Here is a 23,217-nt window from a genome sequence, read left to right as displayed (position 1 = left end):
AATCACCTCTCAATCCGCTGCCAACAGGCAGCATAAAATCTAGAACAAAAGTGAGCTTCACACACTCGCGCACAAGCAAAAACTTATATAGCACACCTTTTGTTCCGCACGCGCAGCTGCGCATCCATAGCGGAGCGATTTTAAAATGTTAGGATCAAACATCTATGCTTTTATTTCCTATCATTTTAAAAAGAAGCCGCATTGCGGCCTCTTTTTGAGTGAAATTACTTTTCACCCTGTCAACATGTCACAATTCTTTCGTGTCATATTATTAAAAGAAGTTTTTAAATAGAATTCCCTTCATTCTATTCTGATATTCTTTCATAAGGAGTTAATTTTTCATTTCACTTTTATCATAATTGATTCTTTAAATTTTACCTACAAGATCAAGGCTTGGCTTTAATGTTGCAGAACCTTCTTTCCATTTTGCTGGGCACACCTCACCTGGATTATTTCTTACATATTGTGCCGCTTTTATCTTATTAATAAGTATACTTGCATCACGTCCAATGCTTCCTGCATTGATTTCAACTGATTGAATAATACCATCTGGATCAATAATGAAAGTACCACGATCTGCTAGTCCATCTTCTTCAATCAAAACATCAAAATTACGAGATAATGTATGAGAAGGATCTCCAATCATTGTATAGGTTATCTTTTTAATTGCTTCCGAACTATCATGCCATGCTTTGTGTGTAAAATGAGTATCTGTTGATACAGAATAAACTTCCGCTCCTAATTTCTTAAGCTCTTCATAATTTTCCTGTAAATCCTCTAACTCTGTTGGGCACACAAATGTAAAATCTGCAGGATAAAAGCAAACGATGCTCCACTTTCCTTTAAAATTTTCTTCCGTTACATCAATAAACTTTCCGTTTTGAAACGCCTGTGCTTTAAATGGTTGTACTTCTTTTCCGATTAATGACATAATCTAGACCTCCTTAAATATTTTAATTTTTATATAAACTGTAAAGTGACTTATTTTGAAAATAGTAATCATTACTATTTATGTTTTGATATTATTATTTTTTTAACAACTTGTCAAGAAGTAAATCCTTACTTGAGCATTTTTATCACTTCGATTAAAAATTTATTGTATACATTGAATACAAATCCTATATTTCTAACCAATTTCACTTAATTAAGATAAAAAATGCTCTTTCGATAATAGATTTCTGTTACGATCTGTGGTATAATAGAAAAACTTTAATTAATACAGAGTTAAAAAAATGTCAAACAATAGAAGAAACCAACTTCATTGCTTGAGATGATTTTAGTACAGAAGAAAGGAATGTATATGTAATAATTTAAGATATATAATGTCTAGATATATTATATATGGATAGGATAACATGCACGAAAGAGTAAAAAACAAACTTTTAAAGATTAAGAAGAAAATTTTAGTAACTTTACCAGTCATTCTATTTTTTCTTTTTTTATTTTATACAATTATTTATTTCTTTAATATAAGATTTGCAATTATTATATCTGCCATTACACTTTTATTTAAAACTAATATAAGAAAACAGCATACAATTAAGAGTCTATCGTATTTAATCATAACACAGTTTATTCTGATGTATCTTGCATTTTTTGCAACTCTAAATATACCACTTTGTATACTTCTAAATTTAACAGTACCTTTTATTCTTGTATTCATACAAGCATCACATTTTAATCAACTTGGCTATTTCGCTAGTTGTATGATTTTTGTATTCCTACAGCTAAGGCCTATTTCATGGAACGGACTTTTATACCAAACAGGGGTTATGGCTTATGCTATGACTGTATTTGTCTTAGCGATTACTTTATATAATTTAAAAAAGAAGCCACAGGACTATAAAACTGCAAAAAAAGGCCTTATTCTATTGGCTAATGCATTACGTACAAAGATGGAACAAAAAGAGGATTCTACTGTTACCAGTGAGATTTTTCAGATTCAACAAGGTCTTTATAAGGAGGCATATCAAAGTAAAGGAATCACATATCTAGTCAATGGGGCAGGAAAAATCAAGTATATGTTTGCATTATTATTTGAAAGAGCTGTATTTTTCTTAAATCATTCTCATCAAAACGATGGAGATTTAAATAAAACTACGTACGATTTCTTAAAAGAGCTTGCCGATTACATCGAAGAAGCAGGAACACAAAATTTTACCCAGGATTCTCTTTTTAATAAAGGACAGCTCTTATTAAATCATGCAGATAAAAATGAAGGAGAAGTTTATGTGTTTGCTCAGAATTTCTTGTTTCAGTTTTTACTAATTCTTGAAAATCTTAAGAATGTGAAAGAAAAAAAGCCACAGTATGACTGGCAGCTACCAGAATTCAGAAAACCATTGAGAAAAATATTTTATCAAATGCGTCTAGATTCCTTCGAAATGAGATTTGCATTACGTTTGAGTATTGTACTTACCATTGGATTTTTATATAATATTTTAATTCCAGCTGAACATGGATATTGGCTTGTACTAAATGCATTCATCCTTTTAAGACCAACGTATGAAGACAGTGTTTATCGAATGAAGACAAGATTCATAGGTACAGTTTTAGGTTGTATTATTATAAATTTTCTACTAATTGGTGCTCACAATACAGAATCGCATTTTATTATAGCAAGCCTTATGGTAATCGGAATGTATACAGAGGTTCCTGGAACATGGATTCATACAGTATTTGTTACTTGTTATTCTCTAATGTTAACAACCCTGGCAATCCCTCAGACAATTGCATTAGGACTGCGTCTTCTATATGTTGTAGTGGCAGTATTTTTAGTACTTATCGTAAATAAATTCTTTTTGCCTACAAATATGAAAAATCAATTTCAATATAATATAAGATTACTATTTCATTATCAGAACTTATATCTTCGGATGCTTGTTGATAGTTTAGATAAACCGATTGGCTATGGTTATATTTACGATACTCAAGTTCATTTTCATCTTGTTTATGATCAAATTAATCAGTATTTAAAAAACATTGACGATATTAACGAAAAAGAACAATATAACAAACTACTATCCGCTTCGTGGTTTATGATATCAGAAGCAGAACAAATATTATTTTTAATTAATAACAAAAAAGTTGATATCAAAGATAAACAACAGTTAGAACAATTATTAATTGATACTGTTCATGCTCTAAATAAAATTCAACATATGATGCAAGTAAAACCATATAACAGAAGTTATCAAAACGAAATTTCTGTTGTAAATTATGAAGATACATTGGCAGAGACACAAAGCTTAATGCAGTTAATGGATCACTATACAAAGCATGTTTCTGAAGTATATAATGTTGTCTTAATGTGTAAAATTTAGTTTATATATAAATTTATAGAATAACGATTTTCTATTTATTAAATATCAAAGACGAGGATATCTATCAAATTTAGATATCCCCGTCTTTTTTGACCGAAAGAGTTTCGTTATACTCTTCAAATAATTTACATTCTATACATTTTTTTCAGTTGATATACTTATTCTTAAGGATTAATAAAAATCTAACATGACCGAAGAAATAAACTTCTATATATTCTTATGAGATGCTGCTGGAATCCAAGGATAACGTTCCATGACCCCTAGCTCAAATTCATGCAACGAGCGCATATCTGCAACAATCTTCTTCATATCCAGTCTTCTTACGATTTCTTCAATGATTGGTGCTCCTTCCTTTGCTAACTCTTCCCTACGCTCATTTGTTGGTATTAATGGAGTACTCATGTGATCTTTTTGTTCTCCAAAACAATATCCGATACTACCACTCTGATATGCCAATCCAAATAGCCCATCAAAGTTAGCAGTACTCTCTGGCTCTTGGTGATAATATTTTGTGGTTAGAGGCACATCCGAGATTCTTCCCATGATGTCGTAAGCAGCTACAGTTATTGCATGGAAGCTGTCCAGACTCTTAAATAACTCTCTCGCCCCTTTTAGCATCTGCATATTTAAATCAATATACATAATAGGTACGCCTGTTTCATCAAAAAAATCACGAACCATAGGACTACACGGGAATTTCGAAATGCTCATGAAAATCGTGTAGGAAGTAACTGATTTAGACAAAATAAAATCCAGACAGTAGGCAACCACCTCCAAAGGAGATTAGCTGGCTACAGTCTGGATTTTTTCAGAATTTTCAGAGATGAAACTCAGTTTCTCTCCTTGTATATTAAAATCTTTCGTTAGAAAGACGCTTTTTATGGTACTTCCTCTTATTTTATTTTAAATATAACATTACCATTAGAGGCATCGTCACGATACATACAATCGTTGTCAATACATTAATTGAACTTGCATAGCTAGGTTCCTGATCATATAACTGCGCTAGCTGTACTACTGTTGTCGCAGATGGGGTAATTACGGCTATCAAACTAATTAATAAAATAGTCTGTCCATTTGGTACAAGTGTAGAAAGTGGAGAAAACTTTAAAATCAATAGTATCACTGCTGGGCAAACAATCATTTTTAGTATTGTAATAATATAAATTCTTGTATCTAAAAATACTTTTTTCCATTCAATCTGAGCCATTGTCATTCCCAACATCATCATACTGACTGGTCCCAATGTTGCAGATAAATTACTCATTGTAGTACCTACAATTTCAGGCATTTTAATCTGCGTAAAAAATAATATAATTCCTATTAATACTGCTATTAAATTAACATTATGTATGATTTTTTTCCAGTTGAACTGTACTTTTTGCTCCATTAGAGATTGTCCGTGTGTCCATAATATTAACAACTGAACACATAAAAATGCATTGGCATAAATTACCCATTCATTACCTAGTACAGCCATAACAAGGGGAATCACAAGATTTCCTGCATTTGAATAAATTAAAGATGTTTTTTCTACTACATTTAATTTTAAAAAACGTCCCAAAACCCATGTGAGAAAAAGTAGAACAATATGTATGATGATTGCCGCTAAAACAGCAAGTAAAAATCCATTTCTAATGCTACTTGAATACTCTATCTGAAAAGAATTAATAACCACACAGGGCATAAGAATATAAATACAAATTACTGATAAGGTTTTACTACTATCTGCCTTCAGTAATTTGGATTTTACAAGAATAAATCCACACATCATTGTGAGAAACAATACTGCAATTTGTTTCATTAATAATAACGCTATCATTTTTTATTGTCGTCCTCCAAAATATTTATCTTCCATAGTATAAACGTCTGTTCGTAGATATACAAGTGAAAAAAATGTATTTCTTTTTCTTTTTAATATTTCATATTCCTTTTTCATTCAAACTTTTACAGTAACGCACTGATAAAAGAAAGCGATTACCATATGTAATCGCTTCTTTTAATCATTTTCTTTTCACTTATTCAACTTTGAACGGCTAAAATAATTAATGATAACATTAAATACTACTCTGTTTTACAGTTATAATTTTACGCTCTTACTTCACTGTTAACTTAATCTTTTTCTCTACTTTTCCTACTTTTGCTGTAATATATGTGGTGCCCTTTTTCTTAGCAGTGAGTTTTCCTGTCTTGCTATCAATAATTGCTATTTTTTTATCTGATACACTCCATTTAATAACTCCTGTAACCCCGTATGCTTTTGCAGTTAAAGTATAACTCTTACCGACTACAATTTTTTTAGGAATATTCTCAATCTTTACATAAGGAGCTTTTACAGTAATATTAAATTTTACTGTCTTTGATGCACCATCAATAGAAACTCTTGCTGTTATTGTTACTTTACCTGCTTTTTTCGTTATTATCTTTCCTTCTTTTGATACTGTAGCAATCTTATTATTACTACTCTTATAGAAGGTAGTTATTACTTCTTGTTTTATATTTTCAGGTAAGGTTATAACAACTTCTCTTGTATCTCCAACATATATAGTTTCTTTGCTAGATAATTCTATCTTCACATCTTTTAATAAATCTTTTGGAACCGTAGGTTTTGGTGTTGGTGTTGGCGCTATCGTAAGGGTCGGTGTTGGTGTTGCTGTTGGCGCCTTTGTTGGTGCTGCTGTTGGCGCCTTTGTTGGTACCGCTGTTGGTGCTGTTGTTGGCGCCGCTGTTGGTGCTGCTGTTGGCGCTGTTGTTGGTTCTACTGTTGGTACTGCTGTTGGTTCCACCGTTGGTACTGCTGTTGGTTCTACTGTTGGTACTGCTGTTGGTTCCACCGTTGGTACTGCTGTTGGTTCTACCGTTGGTACTGCTGTTGGTTCCACCGTTGGTATTGCTGTTGGCTCTACTGTTGGGATTGCTGTTGGTTCCACCGTTGGTATTGCTGTTGGTTCCACCGTTGGTATTGCTGTTGGTTCTACCGTTGGTACTGCTGTTGGTTCTACTGTTGGGATTGCTGTTGGTTCTACCGTTGGCACTGCTGTTGGCTCTACTGTTGGGATTGCTGTTGGTTCTGCACTTGGCGTCGGATCTATGCTTGGTGTTGGTTCTACACTTGGTGTTGGGTCAATACTAGGTGTTGGTTCTATACTTGGTGAAGGAATCACGCTAGGTTCTCCTACAACTGTAACGGTACAACTAGCCGTCTTTCCAAAAATCGTTGTAGCTGTAATAACTGTTTCACCAATGGCAAGCGCTACAACTTTTCCATCTGTCACAGACGCTACCTCTTGGTTGGATGATTCCCATGTAACAAAAGTAGCAACATCAGGATCAGTAATTACATGTAATTCAGTTTCTTCTCCTACTTGTAATGTAAGTTCTAATTGATCAAATTCTATACTATTAACATCATAGCTAACAGCATATGCCCCTTCATTAACAGCGTAATCAATTACTGAAAATCCAAACATAGCATTACTATAATCCGTAACATCAAAGGTAATTGTTGAAACAGCACCTTTATTATCCTCATTTAAAAATTTAAAATCTAATTCTTCATCTAATACATTTTTCTTTATTGAATATAATCCTACATAAGCAACGTATTGATTGTCGGATACAACAACGTCAACATATTTTCTACCATCTTTCACATACATCGTTGAAGCTAAGATGCCAGGAATGGTAGTATCAATGGTTACTGGGAATTCCCATGAATCTTTTTCATTATTTGCCGGATGCTTAGAATAATCTAGTGTACCAGTAATCTTATATGTATAGATTGAATCCTCTGGTAAAACATTTTCTTCTACATCCAGTCCATACCAAGGAACCAAATTTAAAGCATAATTCATTATATCAAGTGATGATATATAAAATGATTTTCTATCATACTCCATTACTGTATTATAAATCACCTTATTATCTTTATCGGTTATTGTATAATCCATCGTTCTGGCATTACGAAGTAAACTTGTAGTAACAGCATCTACGCTATCAAAAAATCCATCATTATTCGGGGATATTGCAATTTTATTCTTATCATGTGGTAAAACTATACCATTTAATACTGCGAAAAGATTTTCACCAAGTCTATATTCATATTCTCCAAACACAAAATTATATGCTTCGCTCGTGGTTTGTGAATAGCTTGCATCATCATATAAAGAGGAACTATCCATAATCGGCGCTTTCGTCCAATCACCATAAAATCCCATGAAAGGTATGGATAGATTCACATCTTCTTCACTATTTAAATAAACAAAACCTTCTACAAACTCACCATTTGGGAAATTACTATCAATATAAGCTTTATCTTCTTGTGATAATATAATTGCCACTTCCACTTTCACGTCCGTATTTGGAGCTACTGTAAGTTGATTTCCTTCTAATGTACCGCCAACTACATTTATGGTAACCGTTGGTGTAAGCATTTTAGGTGATTCGGCAATATAAATACCATCTACAATAGCTTCTGTTAAAGTAGCCGTATCTAATGTATAAGTTACAGCAGTGTCTGAAATATTTTTTACATTAAAATCAAACCCATAGCTGCCTGATTTCTCTACATCATCGCCTAATTCAATTTTAGTTCGATCTTTACCATTTACATATAAATAAGCTTTGGATGTTACTGCTCCATACACCTGTAACATACCTGCGCCTTGCTTACGTGGTGAATATGGTAACCCTTCACCATTTGTTACTACTTTTGCTGTAGACATAAGAATTTGATTAATTAAAATCTCTTTTTCTAAAGCAGTGAATGAATCCCCATATTTATCATCCATATATTGCTTCATAATCGCAGTAGCACCAGCTATGTGTGGGCTTGCCATGGATGTTCCGCTCATACTTGCATAACCAGAATTAACAGATGAGTAAATGCCTTCCCCTGGAGCTGCTATTTCAGGTTTTAATTTCAAATCAGGTGTTACTCCCCAAGATGAAAAATCAGACGCCTGACCAGCCACATCAATATTAAGGGACGGATCAATTGTTATCTTATTCTCTGATAAATTTAATAAATATTCACCATCTACTAAAGTTATAGAAACAGCAGGAATATCATAATTTTCAATTGCCATGCTTATTTTACCTGCAACATTATTAAATACAATAACCGCCGCAGCCCCTGCCTTGGCTGCGTTTATTTTTTTATCATTAAAGGTAATCTTACCTCTTCTGATTAAAGCTATTTTACCTTTTACATCTAAATTCGCAAAATCGCTTTCTGTTCCTAAACCTGCATAAACAAATTCATGGGTTCCTATGAGATTCCCTAATTTATCTTCTCCTGATGCATTATCTGTGTAAACAATCTCTTTATCCCCAGCTTTAAATAACTCAATAAAGATGCCTGAATTCTTAACGCTAGCAACAGAAAGTGAAGCTTCATAAGTAGAAGGTGATCCAACCACTGAGGTATCTGGATTAGTAGCTAGTGCCTTACCACCATTATTATTCGCATAGCTAAGACTATAACTATTTCCTGCTGAAACAACTAAATTAATACCACCTTCAACGACTCTATTATAAACCTCTTCTATTCCCGATTCACTTTCATATGTAAAACCTGCTCCAGAGCCTAAACTCATATTAATAACATCGACTCCTAGTTTAGTTGCATCATCTATTGCTGCTAAAATATCTATTGAATTAGCTCCAGATTCTGTATCACTAAATACTTTTAAAATGACTAATTGTGCCTCTGGTGCTACACCTTTGATTCCATCATCTTTTGGTGTAATAGAACCGGAAGCTGCTACCGTACCTGCAACATGGGTTCCGTGATCATCTCCACCAGAAACATTGTTATCTTTATCTGCATAGTCAAACACAAACGGGATCTTATTGCTTATAAACACATCATCCGCTGTTATTGCGCCATACTTTTTCACACTTAAATCTGCTGTTGCTAAAACATTAGTAATATCAGCTTTCGATATTCTTGGAGAACTAGGTTGAATTTCAAATGCTTCATGTTCTGTAAACAGACCTGTATCAACTACTGCAACAACTGTCCCCTCCCCTTGATATCCAAGTTCAGCCCATGTCTTATCCGCTCCAATAAATGGAACGCTCTCTGTCATAGTTGGGCTAATTAACTCATATGTTGGAGCGATATATGCACTTTTAACCTCAGGTAATTTTTTGATACTTTCTAAAAGACCATAGCTTGCTTTAATAGAAAAGCCATTAAGTACGGATGTATACTTATAAATTGTACTTATATTCCCTTGATTATGGAAATTATTTATCTTCTCCAACACTAAATCTTGGCTTTTTATAAGTTTGCTATTTAAAGCCTTTCCTGTACTAGAAATGGCATATTTATCAAATGTTATATTCTCTTTACTTTTATTAATATGTATTCTGTTTATGTAGCTATCAAGAAGAGATTCTTCTTTTAATTCAACAATAATCTCTACCTCATCCTCTGGGGAATAACCTAAGTCAATATTCTTTTGATAATTTGATATTTGCTCCATTTGTTTACTTAAATCTTCTAGCTTTTTAGTTCCTTCTAGTTCAGTAATAGAACCTATAATACCTGCCTTACTCTCCTCTACTTCAACTGCCAATACCTTAATATTGCTCAAGGTTGCTGTAGCTATTAATATGACCACAAGTAGAGTTGCTAAAATACGCTTTCTTTTTCTCATACTCTTCCCTCTTTCTGAAAAATCGTTTCCATGGTTACCTAGGCTTTCTTGCCCTACTCTTCACACCTCCTTTGCTAATGCGTCACACTAAATGGTTAAATTTGTAATTTATCATATTAAAAAATGAACTAGGTTACAAGCTATTTACATCGCAAGTTTTTTGAAATTTCGATTGTACATGAAGGTTTATTGCTTATTTTATATTTTGAAATAGGAATTTGACGAAAAGAATGTTGTATGCGATTAAGAATTGCTTTTAGATTTTTATTATGCTTATTGTTTCTCAATAAAAAGACTGTCTCTATTAAGAAAGGCACTATCACTTATATTTCTATAAATGATAGTGCCTTATATCGAATTTAACCATTCTTATTGAGTCTCAGGTACAATTTCTACCTTTTCTATTGTATATCTCCCATTCTCAACAGACATATTACACATAGTAATTTCTAGACCAAAACGCCGCTTTCCACAACTTCCAGGGTTTAGCATTAAAACTCCTTTCTCTTCATTTACCCCATATTTGTGTGAATGGCCATAGACAATAACATCAATCTCTTTTAAATCCTTTGGTATCTCTTTTTTATTATGAATGATAAAAAATCGAACTCCTTCTATTGTAACAAAAAGTTGTTCTGGTATATCCTCTGCCCACTCTTTATCATTGTTCCCTCTGACAATATAAAGAGTTGCATAGCGTTTCAGTTCATCCACAATTGTCTGGGTATTAATGTCTCCCGCATGTATAATTACATCTGCTTGTTTTAATTCTTCTTTTACTTCATCACGAAGTAGTCCATGTGTATCTGATAAAATAGCTACTCGTTTCATTTTCAATTCCTCATAAGCCTTTAAATTCAAATCTATTTATTTCTGAATGATTGCCCCTGATGGCAAAGCCCCCATAACAATATTCTCCCAAGGGGTTCCAATAACAGAATCCAAGAATACAATGGTACCTTCATCCTCTTCAGTACGGATTAATCTTCCACACCCTTGCTTTAACTTAAGTCCCATTTCAGGATAATCAACGGTAGTGACTGGGTCCAAGCCTTGTATCTTTGCTTCCTTTTTCTGTGCTTCAATAAGAGGGTCTAGTGCTGGAAACGGTAACTGCCAAATGATTAACAAGGTTAGCGCATCACCGGGTACATCGATTCCCTCCCAAAAGTTTGCACCTATGAGTACTGAGGTTTCCTCCTCTTTGAACTTACGTAAAAGATAACCTCGCTCTCCTTTATCTTCCCATAAAAGTTCAAAAGGTAATTGATACTCTTCTATTCTCTTTCTAATTTTTCGAACTTCCTTCATCGAATTTGTAAGAACAAGGGCTCGTCCTCCATTTTCTTTTAATAGGGAAACCAATTTTTCAACACGAGAATTAAAGGTATCTTCCTCTCCTTTTTGGGACTTAGACAAATCAACTTTTACTTTATCTTCTATGTCAAAAGGACTTCCAACACTAGATTTTGTTGGCATTTCTAATCCTAACGTTCGAATGAAATAATCAAAATTTCCTTCATTACTTAAGGTAGCAGAGGTGAATACTACTGGTAAGCCTTTCTTATATAAATGTTGATTTAATAACTCACTTAAATTCCTTGGTACAACCCAAAAACTTCCATCGTTTACATCTACCCAAGGTATTACGTTAGATCCATTATTTCTACAAAACCTACTAAGAGCAAGAATACCCCTTTCGATTAATCCTTCAAACGCTTGAATGTGAGTCGGAGATAATGACTCAATATATAACTCTTGCTCAATCTGTAATTCTAAAAGAAGATGATCCAAAGTCTTACGAAACTGATTTGCAGATTTAAGTAATTTCTCATTGACACGTATGGATAATCGTTCTGTGCTTTCAGCTTTTATTACCGATTGACTAAGATTTTCAAAAAACTCATTTGATATATTATCCAAGGAGACAGTGATTGTTTCTAAAGATTCCCTTACACCTTGTATCTCTTCAAAGGAAGAAATCATATTTTGAATTTCTTCCTGATTTATTTGATGCCCAGCCTGCATTGCGGCAGGAAGCAAAATCTTATGTCCCTCATCAAAAATAACCGCTGAATAACTTGGAAGTATCGGTAATTTCCCATCTATTATTCTTTCTTCTCTTGTCCATAAATCATGGAAAAAGGTCTCGTGATCTACAATTATTAAATCCTGCGTTGTTCTATAAGCTTCTCTTGCCTTTACTAACTTACAAAAACCTCGATTTTGACATGTTTCACATGGCATTGACTCATCCCAACTAATTTTCTTCCAAATATAATCTGGAACCATGGGAATTTCTGATCGTTCTCCGAATTTTGTTTTGTTTATCCACTCATTTAGTTCACTTGACATTTCATCAAATTCATTTATATTTTCAGTTGCTTTCACATCACAGATATACTGACGTGGATCTTTTGCCATTCGAGCATCAATTTCTAATCCAAGTAGTTTAAAAAGAGTTTTTATATCGCCTTTATCGCCAGCAAGTTGTTCTTGAAGTGCTGTAGTGGCACACGCTATTACAACTGGCTTTTTGCTAAAACGTGCATAAGGAATTGCTGATAATAAATAGGCGAAGGTTTTACCTGTTCCAAGTCCAGCTTCTGCTAAGTGAATTTTATTATTACAAATGGCATCTGCAATCTGAAATGCAGTAAAAATCTGTTCATCCCTGATTTCATATCCATGTTCAGGAAGGATATCATATAAAACATCACCAATCCATTCCACCAATTTCTCATGAAACTCATCTCTATTTTTATATTCAAAAGGTTCTTTTAATCTTGCACACATGTTACTTGTTCTCCTATGTTACTGATTTATCGTTTCTAGTTCATCTATACTACCTGTTTTATATTACATGTTATTTTATATTACATGCTTCAGACCAAAGTAAAAGGTTGTTTTAAATTAAAAACTCTAATTTCATCAATTTTGTTTATCTATTTTTTCACGGCTTTGACGGTCAATTTCTTCCTTTAGACTCTTTAAGTAGTCTGAGAATTCCACTTGCTCTTTTCCATACGTAAACTGAAGTTCATACTCTAATGGAATCCATGTGGAAATATCGGCCCGATTATGCTGAATTATCGCTTCCATTTTATCCAGTGCCTTATATATCTTAGCTTCCTCGGTCTGTAAAGCTTCCATTTCCTTATATAACTCTGTGAATTTTTCGCGATATGGCTCAGGAAACGAAGAAATCCATTCCATCAATGATTTTTTTTCAATTTCCTCATGCTCACTAGTCTTTTCAAATGCTGGAATGTCCCCTGTAATCGCTTCTCCAAGATCATGAATCAGGCACATATGAATTACCTTATTGATATCAGCATTTGGGAACTCATCTTGAACAAGCAGTGCCATCATCGCTAACTGCCAACTATGCTCTGCCACACTTTCACGTCGCCCACTAGACGTCCATGAGTGTCTTGTATTGCATTTCAATTTCTCCGTTGTTTTCAATATTTCCAAAAATAATTTTGTATCCATAATAGTCCTTTCCTTGGAATTTTTTTATTTTATAACAAATATTTCTTGACTTATTACGAATTTTTCTTATTTTATTACAAATCCGCATTAATTACCATATTAAATATATTCCCTTTTTCATATTTCCTTAGACTACATATTAAGGAAATGATTGAAATTAACGCTAGAAAATGTTATTCTATCAAACGGAAAACGAAAAAGCAAATCTTTATAATAAAGACATACAATCGCCAATTATAAGGTATCATTTTATGGACTTGAAAATGCCCTTGCTTGGCATAATAAAGTATACAAACGTTTAAAATATAACAGAAAACAAAAGTGTGCTTCACACACCCTTGCAAGCAAGTACTTATATAGCACACTTTGTTTACACAAAGAAAGGTAATCATATGATATTAGTAGAAAACTTATCCTACTCATTTCCGCAGAAGGATCTATATAATAATATTTCATTTACATTAGAAGACGGTCAACATTGTGCTTTCATAGGAACCAGTGGCACTGGAAAAAGTACCTTAATTGATCTCATTATGCATCCTGAGAATTATCTCTACGATGGAAAGTTAGAAATCTCCCCAAATTGCAGAATTGGTTATGTAAGCCAATTCTCACAGTTAGATAAAACCGAAGATATTACCGTATTTGAATATCTATCAGAAGAATTTACTAAATTGCAAAATGAAATGAACTCACTTTGTACTGAAATGGAAACATCTTCTGATATTGAATCCTTATTAGAAAAGTACCAAAATGCATTGGATTCCTTTGATGCAATTGGTGGCAATGATTTTGAAAGCAATATTACAAAAAAACTGAATCTAGCAAATCTAGGCAGACATGAAAATTTAAAATTATCACAGCTTAGCGGCGGTGAATTTAAATTAATACAAGTCATTAAAGCAATGCTAGTAAATCCAGACTTAATGATTATGGATGAACCTGATGTGTTTTTAGATTTTGAGCGACTAAACGCTTTAAAAGATTTAATTAATTCCCACAAAGGAATACTATTGGTTATCACACATAACCGCTACTTACTAAATCATTGTTTTAATAAAATTATACACTTAGAAAACACTGAACTCCAAGAGTTTAATGGACGGTATATCGATTATAACTTTGCATTACTTCAGCGTAAAATCGAGTTACAAGAGCAAGTAACTGCAGAAGAAGAAGAAATTGAGAGAAATAAAAAAATCGTTGATCAAATGCGATTTAATGCAACATATTATACCTGTGCCACAAGAGGACGAGCTCTACATGCAAAAGTTTCTCATTTAGAACGATTAGAAGCGCGTAGAATCAAAGCGCCATTTGTTGAAATTAAGCAACCACAAATCAAGCTTTATACAGATCATGTTCTTGAAGATACAGCTGCTTTAACTGTTGATGATTATAGCGTCTCCTTTGATGAAACCCTTTTAGAACATGTAAGCTTTGAAATCAACTCCACCGATAAAGTGGCTTTGATTGGACCAAATGGTACTGGTAAAACAACTTTACTTCGAGATATTTATAAAAATAATCATGATTCTATCAAAATCAACGACGGAATAGAAGTTGCTTTCTTGTCACAGTTACAAGGCGAGATGTTAAATGAATCAAATACAATCTTTGATGAATTTTTAGATGCTGGTTTTCAAACTTATGATGAAATTCGTTCCTACCTAATTAATTATGGTTTTGAAAATGAAGTACTTAATCAAAAAATAGGTGCTTTATCTGGTGGTGAAAAAAATATACTTCAATTAGCTAAAATTGCAGCTAGTAATGCGAACTTACTACTTCTTGATGAACCAACCAGCCATTTAGACACTTATTCACAAATAGCCCTAGAAACTGCAATTGCAAATTACAATGGTGCAATTCTTATGGTATCCCATGATTTTTATACCATTGCAAATTGTGTAGATTATGTTTTAATTATTGAGGATCAGACGATTCGTAAAATGAGCACACGTAAATTTAGAAAGATGATTTATTCAAATCATTTTGATAAAGATTATTTGGAAAATGAACAAAAGAAAAAAGAGATTGAAACTAAAATAGCCGTAGCTTTACAAGATAAGAATTTTGAACTTGCAAAAGATTTATCTGAAAAGTTGGAGACATTGATTAAAGTACTTTAATACATTATAAAAGAGGTGAAGCATTTAAATTTGCTTCACCTCTTTTATAAATATTCTTAGCTTACTTTTCTATTAAACTGTTTTATTCTTATTTTTAATTCTACTTTTCTATTAAACTAATTTATTCTCTTTTTTATTCTTCTTTTTGCAACATCTATATATAGTTTTTGGAGGTGAATATAACTTAATCTAGCTTTTTAATTCTATATCCATTTCTTCCATTCCGTTTTACTTCATAAAGCATTTTATCTGCTTCTTGGTATAAGTGATCAAAATCACAAATTTGGTTTGTAATAACAGCCCCTATACTGAGAGAAATTTTTTGACTGATTCCCATATAATTTAGTTCTTTATTCATAATATTACAAATTTCTTGTAATTTTTTATCAACAATTTCTAGATTTTTTGTTTCAAGTTTCGTCATAAAAACAACAAATTCATCTCCACCCAATCGAAAAATAATGTCTGTTGGTGAAAATACCTGTTTTGCTACTTGGCTAAATTCGATTAATAACTCATCTCCCCTCTGGTGTCCCAATAAATCATTAATCTGCTTAAAGTAATCAATATCTATAATGGCTAAAGCACTATATTCGGAATCCTTATTTTTCTGTAATGAAGCAGTAACTAGTTCTTCACCAGTAACACGATTATATACCCTTGTTAAAGCATCTATCTTTGTTTTTTCCAGTAACACTAATTTATCTTCTGCTAAACGCTTATATCCATTTCTTACATTAATATAAATTAAGAGTAAAATTAACAAAATAATAGCAATACAAAACATCGTATTATTAACAAAAAATTGTTTCAAGGTGTAAGCTTTTTCTCCACTCAGTAAATTTGTGTAAACAATGTTACTCATTTCACTGTCTGATATACTGGACAAAGATTTATTTAAAATATTCAATAAGATTACATTGATTGGTTTTGAAAGCCCAATACATATATGTAATGATGAATCATCAAAAACAAAGGATAAATTAGTATAATACCCTGTGGTGATATAATTCGATATAGTATTACTGTTCCCATAGGTTAAATCTGCTTTGCCTTCGTTTACTGCAATTAAACAATCCTCAACGGTTTCGTAATACCGAATTTCATACTCACCATCTAGTTCATCATAAATGTACCCCACAGGAAGAGCAAGGATTTGTTCTCCTTCTTTACTCTTTCCATTCATATTATAAACTCGCACCATACTAATTGTTGTATATCCTTGAGTCAGTGCGTATTCATATTCGATTGCTTTTGAATAACTATCAGGAATTCCAATGATGATATCAGCTTCTTTATTCTTTATCATTTCAAGGGCCTGCTTATAGGTACTTACTTTGACCAAATTGTATTTAAGTCCTGTTTTTTCAGCTATTAATTCCATAACATCAATATAAGTTCCTTCAGCTTTCATTGTCTTCTGATTATAATCTTGCAATGGTGCAAAATTATCCACATAGACAGCTTTTAATGATGTCATATTATTTATGTAGTCTTGCTCCTCTGGAGTTAAGTGAACAACAGGATCAATATAATTTAGAAAATACCTATTATATAGCTCTCGCTCAAAACTTGCATTGTTTTGTTTTATTTTAGAAAGTGCATAGTTTAACCCAGTCAATATATCCTTATTTCCTTTTGTAGTTGCAAAATAGTAAGGGGTAGCTCCAAATGTAGCCACTATTTTTTGTTCCCCTTGTATTAATAAATTTCCTCCAAGAATGGCATCTATCTCTTTCCTTTTTAATGCATCTAACATAGGATTGCTTCCATCATCGGTATATGGGATTAGTTTAATATCTTTAATTCCATTATTTTCACAAAACTTTAAAAAGCTATCCAGATTTGTACTAGAAGTTCCATAATACCCAATTTTAATACCATTCAGTGTATTATAATTAGAACTACTAATGGAGTCATTATCCTTTAAAACAGATACGGTTTTGTAGGTAAAACCAGCATTTTCTTCAGGAAAGTCATATAACTCTGTTGTGTAATCATTTTGAAGCATCCCCCCTGCAATATCTATTTCCCCATCTCTTAACATTTCAAGCATGTCTTTGACATTAACTTCAATAAACTCATATTCCCAACCCGTATATTTTGCAATCTCCATTAGATATTCATATGCGTAGCCTGAATAAACTCCTTCTTTGATTTCTGTAAAACCAGTAACCTCTGGATATCCGACTCTAACTATAGTAGATTCAGCAGCGTAGATATGCTTTGGTTGAATAAATACACCTAAGAAAATTACTATAAATATAAAAGCTATTCGATATCTTTTTATAAATTTAACTATTTTATTATGTATCATCACATCAACCTTTCTATTAAATCTATATAAATAGTTATCCATACAATTAGTTATCCATAAATATAGTGAATCACTTCCTTGTACAAAGGTTTATTATCAAATACAACTGCTTTTAAGCATTTTAATTTCTTAGAATTACCTCACTTATCTGTAATTTAATATACTACTAAGCATGTCATAATATCAAAATTTTGGATGATATAATCAGAATGAGAATAAGAATGTTTACTAATAAATTAGACTCTGAATTTAAAAATATTCTGTACATCAATTTAATAAAATCACACGGATATACTTAGACTAAAGTAATTATTTAGGGCGCGATATGATCCTATGGTCGTCAATATTATAAAAAATACATAAATAATTCAAATCAGAACATACAATAAGTCGAGAAATAAAGAGCTTAAACTCCCCCCTATCACAGGGCGTTAATAGCTATCAAAGTTATAAATCTTAAAATCAATTTGCATTTTTTTCATTATTATAAAACTTAGTGAAAAATTTTTCAAGATTTTATTTTACATGTTTTTTCTAAATAAAAGTGAGTAACCAGTTCATTGAGAATATTCCTAGCATTATTGAAAAAAATTCATGACCACTAGCAGATTTTCTTTTTTGCAATACAAAAATAGCGGTTTAAAATCAAATTTTATAACCGCTACTTAAATGTATTTATTAACTTTTAACCGATAAATACAATCAATTCGTTCCACCGTAATACTATCTTAATTAATATTTTCGCACAATATTTAGAATTTCATCTCCATATTTATTTACCTTAATCTCACCAAAACCTGCAACTGCTAATAGTTCTTCTCTACTTCTTGGCATCTTTGATATCAAGTCCTTTGATAGGAATCCAAAAAACTTAGAAATCCACTTTATCTGGATGAATCCCTGAACTTCCATAATCAGTTAACTTATCAATTTTCTCAATGTCATGCGCGCTAATTTCAAAGTCAAATACCTCGAAATTACTTCTAATTCTCTCAGGTGTAACAGACTTAGGTAATGGAACAATATTTCCCTTTCTGATTTACTATCGTATGAAATTTGTCATAACACGCTCTTCTTCTACAGGAAGAGGTATCTTCTCTTTACCAGCATCAATTGTCTTTAAAAGCCAAGCCATTGATCGAGCATTTTTACGTATGGTTTGAATACCTTCTTCATCCTGATGAACTTCTCCTTTTTCCAAGCCATATGCTATCGTCCAATATTGATATGGTGGCATAACCGTCTCAGCTAAGTTAAGATAGTTATTTAGCTGATGTACAACATCTACACCACCAGCTCGTCTTACAACTGCAATAGAAGTTGCTACTTTGTATTTGAAATATTCTGAACTTGTATAAAATACTCTATCCAAAAAAGCCTTCATTGTTCCTGCTATGCCTGCATAATAGGTAGGGGATGCGAGGATGAAGCCATCTGCTTCACGCATTTTTTTGGCAACCTCATTCACAATGTCATCTTTAAAAACACAATGATTTTCCTCAGAAGTCCAGCAGTATCCACAGCCAATACATCCGTGAATATTAAGCTGACCAATATGAATGATTTCAACTTCTATTCCCTGTTTTTCAAGCTCATTAGCCATAACGCCAAGCGCTTGGCTTGTATTTCCGTTTTTACGAGGACTTCCATTAATTGCTACTACTTTCATAATTTCACTCTCCTTTGTTGATAGGACAAGTATACCACTTACACTTAACTGTAAGGCAATAGTATTTATTAAAAAAATTCTCACAAATCTCCTTGACTTAGAGTTAAGTGTAAGCTGTATAATGTGTACAAAACTATATGAGGTGATGAAAGTGAACTATACCATTACACAAGCTGCTAAGAAAATGAATTTAACAACATACACATTAAGATACTATGACCGTGAAGGACTGCTCTCTAATATAAAAAGAGATAAATCAGGCAATCGTATCTTTACAAAAGATGATATGGAAATGCTCTCCCTCATTTGCTGTCTTAAGAATACTGGAATGCCTATTAAAGAAATAAAACATTTTATAGACTGGCAGAATGCAGGGAATGATACACTCCACGAACGTAACCTTATGTTAATCGACCACAAAAAAAATGTTTTAAAGCAAATTGAAGATCTTCAAAAATATCTTCGTTTGATTGAGCGCAAACTCGATTACTATCATGATGCTTGCGAGGCCTATGATACTGGCTTACCAATCCCGACCTGCTGTTCATATACAGACGATGAGTTGGAATTTTAGATCTAATTTAACAAGTGTATTTATCGAAAGAATTTTGGGATACAGTAATTTGTTCCATAAAAAGCGGCAGAATTTCAAATGAAAATTCTGCCGCATAGTTTCTATTTATTTTATTTATTTTATTTATTTTATTTACATTCCATATATTTAAAATTCCCTCTATTCTTTAGGATTATGGAATTCATCAATTATTCTTACAGCTATCTCAGGATTACTATTATGAATCTGATTCAAATATCTAAAATTACTACCTTCATATGATTGGATCTCTCCAAATAAACCTATCTCATAGCAATTACGAACAACATTAATGATACAATTGTCAAAATGATTTTCATTACATGATTTGCACATTCTCAAAATATGAGCAATTCCTTTTATTAATGTTTCTTCATCATATACCTTGAAATCAACATACGGTATACCATCTTGACCATTTTCTACATATGTAACATCATTTTTAAAGCATTTATTAATGCTATTTATAGCATAACCAACTATACAGTCAGGCTTAGAACAATTACCACACACTCCTTCAGTCAAACAACAATTGCTTAAATCATTTAACACCATATTAAAATCCATATCTTTTGTAATAATTCCCATTTCTGTCTCCTTCTTGGTCAATTCAGAAAAATATAAATTATAAGAGAACATCAAAATCATATACTATAGTTCATCTTATAACTATTTTTCATCCTTCATAAATATCATCTTTTGTAATTTATCAGTATATAATATCATATTTTAATAATTATAACAATTATCCGAATAAATAATAAGATTGCAATTACCATATTAAAAGTATTTTTAATAGAGAAGAACTTTCCTTAGGGATAATTCGCAAATAAACATTTTAATTGCTAGATCTTAAATTTTAAAATCTCTTCTTCTAATCTTTCTGAACTAATTCCTGATTTTTTTGTTAATTCCAATACCTCATTGCACTTTATAGTGATTTCCATTATCCTTTGAGCAATATTTGATGTTCCAATGGCTCCTTCATTCGCCGCATTCGCTACTCCGCTAATTATTTCTAACACATCATCAATTGTAGCTAATAAATCTTCTGAAGTAGTGCTAAACTCTGTAACAAGGTTGTCTACAAATATTGCATCTTCACTATACTTATTTGCAACCAGAAGCAATGTGTTATAATCATTTTGAACATCATTGGATACAAAATTCAATAATTTACTTGAACTATTTGAAAGTTCATTCACTGATGATGTGACCTGAGCTGTTACCTTCTGAATATCAACTACTGTATCCTTGGATTGCTCTGCTAATTTTCTAATTTCATCAGCTACTACTGCAAATCCTCTTCCCGCTTCGCCGGCACGTGCAGATTCAATACTTGCATTTAAAGAAAGTAAATTGGTTTGCTCCGCAATTTCCATGATAACTTTAGATAAAGTACTTATTTTATCAACTACCTTTGAATTTTCAATTGCTCTTTCTAGTTCTTCTTTCGTCACTAGTAAAATTTCATTGGCTTTTTTTTGTGCATCATTAACACTATTTTTTGTATGAATTGCTCTTTTATTAATCTCTAAAACCTCAATGGAGCCATTTTTTGAAATCTCTGCTATACCTTGTACAGCATTTTGAATCACTTGTGCAGTTGCCTTCATTTCTTCGGCTGATGCAGCTGTCTCTTCCATAACAGCAGACAATTCTTGAGTGCTAGCTGATACCTCTTCTACACCAATGTTTAGATGAACCATATTTCCGCCAACATTTTCTACTGCAAGCTTACAAGTATTTGATTCCTTATGTACATTTTTAATAAGATTCCTTACTCCATCCTGCATTGACTGGGATGATTTTAAAAGCACTCCTATTTCATCTTTCATTTTCAAATATTTATCCGATATATTCCTAGTTAAATCACCTTTTGCTAATATGCCCATATGTTTGGAGCATTCTTCAATTGGTTTGGCAATTCTTTTACCAATATAAAGAGCCACCATTACAGAGATTAACACCCCTATAAGAATGACTAAAATATTAACATAGATCATCGAATATAAATCTTTTAATACTTCTGAACGTAGTACGTTAATACCAATTATTTGACCATTATCCATTCGATAATAAGCCATTAAACTTTGTTTTCCTTCATACTTTATATCTATCACTGAAGATTGATTTTTACTCATTTCATCGGTTATATTTTTATATTCTCCGCCATTCATAGTACTCAAATTATCTTCAGAGGTTTTATTTTGATCAACTACGAAATTATAGGATTCATTCAATAAAAAAGCATTGCCAGTATCATATACTTTTGTAGCTAGTATTAAGCTCTTTAATTCTTCAAAGGATATATCAATACCAGTTACCCCCAATAATTTATAATTAAAATATACGGGCATTGTATAGGATATCACTTCTTTTCCACTAAGACTATCTTCATATATATCAGACCATACGCCTTTTTTCGCCGTTATCGCTTCATAATACCATGCTAAATCTTCATTATCTTCTTTATAATCTTCCACTTCATATGAATTGGTAGCGACAGCACTTTCTTTTTTGATTTCGTCGTAAGTATAAGATACGTCAAAATTTCTGTTGCCACTAGTAAACTTAGGATCAAAGTTCATATATACATCTAAAATTTTCTCATTACTATCTCCCAAGCCTTTTAAAATATTACCCAATTCTTTTTCAAAATTTTCTAAATAATTATCGTCTTTAACTCTAGATACATCTATACTTTCTATTATTATATTTGCTAATTCATTTACCGTATTTTCAACCTTTGAAGTTTGTATCGCATATTCATTCCCTCGACTGGAAGCTAAATTTAACAACTTATCTTTTGCTTCTCTTTCAATAACACTTGAAGACTTTAATATACTTGTAATACCTACAATAGCTGATATTAATACTGAACATAATAATATAGCAGTAACTATTTTACTACTTAACTTTTTCATCCTACCTTATCCTTCCGTATTTAATTCTTTAAACCGACTCCTCATTATACATGAAATCTTTACACAATTCTACTAATATTTGGTTGATATAACATTA

Annotated in this window: 15 protein-coding genes; 3 read left to right on the top strand and 12 right to left on the bottom strand. The window is 32.2% G+C overall.

Translation table 11 applies throughout. The features are described from left to right. Positions 1 to 367: 367 nt before the first annotated feature. On the bottom strand, positions 368 to 931 hold the full coding sequence (gene ahpC, locus BN4220_RS11830; protein WP_066716363.1) for an alkyl hydroperoxide reductase subunit C: 564 nt from the start codon (positions 929 to 931) through the stop codon (positions 368 to 370). Positions 932 to 1,355: 424 nt separating this feature from the next. Between ahpC and BN4220_RS11825 the strand changes: the two genes are divergently transcribed. Then, positions 1,356 to 3,323 (top strand): FUSC family protein, encoded by a 1,968-nt coding sequence (locus BN4220_RS11825; RefSeq protein ID WP_066716361.1) that lies wholly within the window; start codon positions 1,356 to 1,358, stop codon positions 3,321 to 3,323. Between the two features lie 207 nt (positions 3,324 to 3,530). On the opposite strand, the gene BN4220_RS11820 is transcribed toward BN4220_RS11825, so the two are convergent. The 6 genes from BN4220_RS11820 to BN4220_RS11795 all read right to left on the bottom strand — a co-directional run bounded on the left by BN4220_RS11820 (position 3,531) and on the right by BN4220_RS11795 (position 13,483). Continuing rightward, the gene (locus tag BN4220_RS11820; protein ID WP_197467927.1) at positions 3,531 to 4,067 is read right to left on the bottom strand and encodes a hypothetical protein; all 537 of its coding nucleotides are present in this window, start codon (positions 4,065 to 4,067) and stop codon (positions 3,531 to 3,533) included. 154 nt (positions 4,068 to 4,221) lie between these two features. After that, positions 4,222 to 5,145: an AEC family transporter gene (locus BN4220_RS11815; protein ID WP_066716358.1), complete on the bottom strand. Its 924-nt coding sequence runs from the start codon at positions 5,143 to 5,145 to the stop codon at positions 4,222 to 4,224. A 274-nt stretch (positions 5,146 to 5,419) separates the two neighbouring features. Continuing rightward, positions 5,420 to 9,988, bottom strand: a complete 4,569-nt coding sequence (locus BN4220_RS11810; protein ID WP_066716355.1) for a S8 family serine peptidase — start codon at positions 9,986 to 9,988, stop codon at positions 5,420 to 5,422. Positions 9,989 to 10,357: 369 nt separating this feature from the next. Then, entirely contained in the window at positions 10,358 to 10,819 is a 462-nt protein-coding gene (locus tag BN4220_RS11805; protein WP_066716352.1) for a metallophosphoesterase family protein, read from the bottom strand. A gap of 36 nt (positions 10,820 to 10,855) precedes the next feature. Further along, entirely contained in the window at positions 10,856 to 12,784 is a 1,929-nt protein-coding gene (locus tag BN4220_RS11800) for an ATP-dependent DNA helicase (protein ID WP_066716347.1), read from the bottom strand. Between the two features lie 135 nt (positions 12,785 to 12,919). Then, the gene (locus BN4220_RS11795; RefSeq protein ID WP_066716342.1) at positions 12,920 to 13,483 is read right to left on the bottom strand and encodes an HD domain-containing protein; all 564 of its coding nucleotides are present in this window, start codon (positions 13,481 to 13,483) and stop codon (positions 12,920 to 12,922) included. 392 nt (positions 13,484 to 13,875) lie between these two features. On the opposite strand from BN4220_RS11795, the gene BN4220_RS11790 reads away from it, so the two are divergent. Beyond that, on the top strand, positions 13,876 to 15,615 hold the full coding sequence (locus BN4220_RS11790; RefSeq protein ID WP_066716338.1) for an ABC-F family ATP-binding cassette domain-containing protein: 1,740 nt from the start codon (positions 13,876 to 13,878) through the stop codon (positions 15,613 to 15,615). Positions 15,616 to 15,799: 184 nt separating this feature from the next. On the opposite strand, the gene BN4220_RS11785 is transcribed toward BN4220_RS11790, so the two are convergent. The 3 genes from BN4220_RS11785 to BN4220_RS11775 all read right to left on the bottom strand — a co-directional run bounded on the left by BN4220_RS11785 (position 15,800) and on the right by BN4220_RS11775 (position 19,601). Then, positions 15,800 to 17,932 (bottom strand): diguanylate cyclase domain-containing protein, encoded by a 2,133-nt coding sequence (locus BN4220_RS11785; RefSeq protein ID WP_066716335.1) that lies wholly within the window; start codon positions 17,930 to 17,932, stop codon positions 15,800 to 15,802. Between the two features lie 732 nt (positions 17,933 to 18,664). After that, positions 18,665 to 18,844, bottom strand: coding sequence for an HRDC domain-containing protein (locus BN4220_RS11780; protein WP_066716332.1), 180 nt, complete (start codon positions 18,842 to 18,844; stop codon positions 18,665 to 18,667). A gap of 130 nt (positions 18,845 to 18,974) precedes the next feature. Continuing rightward, positions 18,975 to 19,601, bottom strand: a complete 627-nt coding sequence (locus tag BN4220_RS11775) for a flavodoxin family protein (protein WP_066720894.1) — start codon at positions 19,599 to 19,601, stop codon at positions 18,975 to 18,977. A 151-nt stretch (positions 19,602 to 19,752) separates the two neighbouring features. Here BN4220_RS11775 and BN4220_RS11770 point away from each other — a divergent pair, with 151 nt between their 5' ends. Further along, the gene (locus BN4220_RS11770) at positions 19,753 to 20,175 is read left to right on the top strand and encodes a MerR family transcriptional regulator (RefSeq protein WP_066716329.1); all 423 of its coding nucleotides are present in this window, start codon (positions 19,753 to 19,755) and stop codon (positions 20,173 to 20,175) included. 159 nt (positions 20,176 to 20,334) lie between these two features. Here BN4220_RS11770 and BN4220_RS11765 read toward each other — a convergent pair whose 3' ends face one another. Next, on the bottom strand, positions 20,335 to 20,781 hold the full coding sequence (locus BN4220_RS11765) for a hypothetical protein (protein ID WP_066716326.1): 447 nt from the start codon (positions 20,779 to 20,781) through the stop codon (positions 20,335 to 20,337). Between the two features lie 257 nt (positions 20,782 to 21,038). Then, positions 21,039 to 23,120: a methyl-accepting chemotaxis protein gene (locus BN4220_RS11760; RefSeq protein WP_066716323.1), complete on the bottom strand. Its 2,082-nt coding sequence runs from the start codon at positions 23,118 to 23,120 to the stop codon at positions 21,039 to 21,041. Between the last annotated feature and the right edge of the window lie 97 nt (positions 23,121 to 23,217).

It is taken from the genome of Clostridium sp. Marseille-P299, from assembly GCF_900078195.1.
Classification (GTDB): Bacteria; Bacillota; Clostridia; order Lachnospirales; family Lachnospiraceae; genus Lachnoclostridium.
This window is presented reverse-complemented; position numbering and strand designations above follow the sequence as displayed.

Excerpts from the sequence above, each read along its gene's own strand:
- ahpC (WP_066716363.1), bottom strand. The coding sequence starts at position 931 with ATGTCATTAATCGGAAAAGAAGTACAACCATTTAAAGCACAGGCGTTT.
- BN4220_RS11825 (WP_066716361.1), top strand. The coding sequence starts at position 1,356 with ATGCACGAAAGAGTAAAAAACAAACTTTTAAAGATTAAGAAGAAAATT.
- BN4220_RS11815 (WP_066716358.1), bottom strand. The coding sequence starts at position 5,145 with ATGATAGCGTTATTATTAATGAAACAAATTGCAGTATTGTTTCTCACA.
- BN4220_RS11810 (WP_066716355.1), bottom strand. The coding sequence starts at position 9,988 with ATGAGAAAAAGAAAGCGTATTTTAGCAACTCTACTTGTGGTCATATTA.
- BN4220_RS11805 (WP_066716352.1), bottom strand. The coding sequence starts at position 10,819 with ATGAAACGAGTAGCTATTTTATCAGATACACATGGACTACTTCGTGAT.
- BN4220_RS11800 (WP_066716347.1), bottom strand. The coding sequence starts at position 12,784 with ATGTGTGCAAGATTAAAAGAACCTTTTGAATATAAAAATAGAGATGAG.
- BN4220_RS11795 (WP_066716342.1), bottom strand. The coding sequence starts at position 13,483 with ATGGATACAAAATTATTTTTGGAAATATTGAAAACAACGGAGAAATTG.
- BN4220_RS11790 (WP_066716338.1), top strand. The coding sequence starts at position 13,876 with ATGATATTAGTAGAAAACTTATCCTACTCATTTCCGCAGAAGGATCTA.
- BN4220_RS11785 (WP_066716335.1), bottom strand. The coding sequence starts at position 17,932 with ATGATACATAATAAAATAGTTAAATTTATAAAAAGATATCGAATAGCT.
- BN4220_RS11780 (WP_066716332.1), bottom strand. The coding sequence starts at position 18,844 with ATGGAAGTTCAGGGATTCATCCAGATAAAGTGGATTTCTAAGTTTTTT.
- BN4220_RS11775 (WP_066720894.1), bottom strand. The coding sequence starts at position 19,601 with ATGAAAGTAGTAGCAATTAATGGAAGTCCTCGTAAAAACGGAAATACA.
- BN4220_RS11765 (WP_066716326.1), bottom strand. The coding sequence starts at position 20,781 with ATGGGAATTATTACAAAAGATATGGATTTTAATATGGTGTTAAATGAT.
- BN4220_RS11760 (WP_066716323.1), bottom strand. The coding sequence starts at position 23,120 with ATGAAAAAGTTAAGTAGTAAAATAGTTACTGCTATATTATTATGTTCA.